Here is a 3,169-nt window from a genome sequence, read left to right on the forward strand (position 1 = left end):
GCATGATCGCGGTCGGCAAAAACCGGACGGACCCGATAGCCTTCTGGTGGATTTGCCATTAAGTTGCACAAGACCCCCCTTACAACCCTTTGTATACCAGTACGTGCGTCCTGCTTGATAATCTCAGAGACATCAACCAGCAGTTGTCGCTTTCCATCTCGTTTTTTACCGCTAACAGGGAAGCGGCTCTTAACCAGAGAGCGGGCCGAAGAAGCAGATAGGCAGGCAAGCAACACTGCTGACAGGCGCTGGATCATATTGAAGCCAGATGGTCATGGTAAAACTGCATTGCTTCATCAATTTGATCAAACTTGTGCAGTTTTCCGGCCACCAGCACGGCAGCATGATCACAGTGCTCCCGAATAAATTCAGGCTGGTGCGACACCACAATCATAGCCCGATCACCCCGTCTTCCAAACAGTTCTTCATTACACTTTTCGTGGAACCGACTATCTCCAACGGCAGTAATCTCATCTATCAGAAAACAGTCAAACTCAATTGACATGGATATGGCAAAAGCCAAGCGTGAACGCATACCTGCAGAATAGGTCTTAACCGGCTCTTTCAGGTATTTACCTAACTCGGAAAACTCCTGCACAAAAGAGACCCGGCTTTTAAAATCAACCCCATAGATCCGGCACACAAGACGCAGATTATCAAAACCGGTCAGAGTGCCCTGAAAACCGGCAAAAAAGGCCAAGGGCCATGAAACCGACATAGACCGCTCAACAGTACCGGATGTTGGATGTTCTGCACCGCTGATCAAACGTACCAGAGTAGACTTGCCGGAACCGTTACGCCCCAGAATCCCAACCTTCTCACCTGGTTGAATAGTTAAATTAACGTGGTCAAGCACTGTTACCTGACCATGGCGGGTTGGATATTGCTTTACCAGATTGGTTATCCGTATCATTCAGGAGTTACCCGTTTGCTGATATATCGTTCCTGAACCAGAGCAAATGCCATCAGTATCAGGCAGAAGGTAGCCATGTAGGAAATGTTGTAATGACAATGGACCGATGAACCAAAGTACCCCTCACGCAAGAGTTCGACCCCATGTACCATCGGAAGCATCAAAACAACCTTTTGTGCAGTAGGTGGCAGCCAATCCACCATAAACGCTGCCCCTGACAAGGGAAACAACAAATAGGCAGTAGGGTGCCATAGTTTTTCAACTAGCTCGGTCCGTTCATTCAGGCTTCCCATAAGTAGGGCCAGAGACATACCAAACCAAGCGGTCATGCCCCACCCTAAAAGCACTTTTAAAAGGTCCTGAGGTGGTTTAACCCAACCAATAGAGATATAAAAAACGGAAAGAATAATAAACGACATGGTGGCGCCACCCGCCTCAAGAAGCAAACGAGCAGCAAAAATATCCATGACTTTAACATTTCTGTGATACGTAAGTGCCAGATTAGGCTCGACAGCACCTACGCAGCGTGACGGCATATTGCGCCATAACAAGACAGATGAGTAGCCGGTAAGGGCAAAGGCAACAATCGGCATACTTGAGTTGTGATGCATCTTGGCAAATACCCAGAGCGCGGTGACTCCGGTGGTAAACAGCATCGGCTCTACAAACATCCACATAAAGCCGATGTTATGACGGCCATAACGGGTAAGTATTTCACGCATCAGCAGCGCACCGATCACCCGCAGCTGAATCTGGAAGGAGCGAAGTAATGAGGTGGAGTATTGGGTTGGTTTGCCTTCAGAGAAAGTCATGTATCAAAAAGCTCCTTGGAACCTGTTTCACAAAAACCGTGGTATTAACCGCCGATACAAGCGGATATACGCCGAGTAAAGCAAACAATCTATTGGTGAAAGCAAACACCCTACCCCTAAAGACTTTAGCCTGTACCTTCTCTGCGTTCATCGGCGTTCATCTACGGTTCCAACTGGTGTAAAGGCTCTGTTAACCGCCGATAAAGGCGGATGCACGCCGATAAAAACAAAACTCTTAGGGGTAAAACCTTTACTGCTTAGCCTGTGCCTTCTCTGCGTTCATCGGCGTTCATCTACGGTTCCAACTGGTTGTAAAGGCTCTGTTAACCGCCGATAAAGGCGGATACACGCCGATAAAAACAAAACCCTTAGGGGTAAAACCTTTACTGCTTAGCCTGTGCCTTCTCTGCGTTCATCGGCGTTCATCTACGGTTCCAACTGGTTGTAAAGGCCTTGTTAACCGCCGATAAAAACAAAACTCTTAGGGGTAAAACCTTTACTGCTTAGCCTGTGCCTTCTCTGCGTTCATCGGCGTATATCTGCGGTTCCAACTGGTTGTAAAGGCTCTGTTAACCGCCGATAAAGGCGGATGCACGCCGAGTAAAGCGTAAATCATATTCTTAAGGGTAAATCTTTAACTTCTTTCTCAAAACTTACCTAAATCAGGACGGAAGTACAAATTACTTATCACAGATACCACCAATGAATCATTTGAGTTTTTTGATCTCTGGATTTTTCAGCAGGGATTGCATTTGCGCAATAGCTGTCTGATTGAGGTATTTTAACCTGGTCGGTTGGTCGATGCCTTGGCGTATCAGTTCTGCGTTGATACTCTCAAGGTTAGACAGGACAACCAATTGTTCGACGGCTGAATAATCGCGTACATTGCCGGGTTTGTCGGCATGTTGCTCTCTCCATTGTTTGGCTGTGTGGCCATAAAGTGCCACGTTAAGCACATCTGCTTCGGTGGCGTAGATTTGTCCTATTTGTGTACTGTCCAGATTTTGCGGAATGAGATTTTGGGCAATCGCATCGGTGTGAATCCGATAGTTAATTTTACTGAGGCCCCGGGTAAGATTCCATTCAAGCTTCCTGCTTTGGATTTCTTCATCCTTCAGCCGTTGAAACTCCCTGATCAAGAAAAGCTTGAACTCGGCCGACACCCATGAGGCAAATTCAAAGGCAATGTCTTTGTGAGCGTAGGTACCGCCATTGCGGCCAGCCGTACTGCGGATGCCGATGGCTGCAGTTAATTCGATCCATTTATTCGGTGAGAGAGTGAAGCTGTTGAGGCCTGCCTGAACTCTTAAGGTGTCGAATTCGACCCCTTTAAAGTTGGGATTGTTGATTTTTTCCCACAGGCCAATGTACTCGATGGTGGTACGACTACGCATCCAGTTTTTTACTACATCTTTGGGCTCATCCGAATTTTTGACGCGAGCGA

Annotated in this window: 4 protein-coding genes; all 4 read right to left on the reverse strand. The window is 47.2% G+C overall.

What is annotated here, in order from left to right:
* A partial coding sequence (locus OEL57_RS15670) for a hypothetical protein (RefSeq protein ID WP_300741759.1) occupies positions 1 to 257 on the reverse strand: 257 nt, incomplete at its 3' end.
* Positions 254 to 913: an ABC transporter ATP-binding protein gene (locus tag OEL57_RS15675; protein ID WP_300741761.1), complete on the reverse strand. Its 660-nt coding sequence runs from the start codon at positions 911 to 913 to the stop codon at positions 254 to 256. The genes OEL57_RS15675 and OEL57_RS15670, both read right to left, overlap by 4 nt.
* Positions 910 to 1,725, reverse strand: a complete 816-nt coding sequence (locus OEL57_RS15680; protein WP_300741764.1) for an ABC transporter permease — start codon at positions 1,723 to 1,725, stop codon at positions 910 to 912. Before OEL57_RS15680 ends, OEL57_RS15675 begins: the two co-directional genes overlap by 4 nt.
* Before the next feature lie 707 nt (positions 1,726 to 2,432).
* On the reverse strand, positions 2,433 to 3,169 hold a 737-nt coding region (locus OEL57_RS15685; RefSeq protein WP_300741766.1), incomplete at its 5' end, for a KilA-N domain-containing protein.

It is taken from the genome of Trichlorobacter sp. (genome assembly GCF_030247655.1).
Lineage (GTDB): Bacteria > Desulfobacterota > Desulfuromonadia > Geobacterales > Pseudopelobacteraceae > Trichlorobacter.

Coding starts and splice junctions, on each gene's coding strand:
- OEL57_RS15675 (WP_300741761.1), bottom strand. CDS start 913: ATGATACGGATAACCAATCTGGTAAAGCAATATCCAACCCGCCATGGT.
- OEL57_RS15680 (WP_300741764.1), bottom strand. CDS start 1,725: ATGACTTTCTCTGAAGGCAAACCAACCCAATACTCCACCTCATTACTT.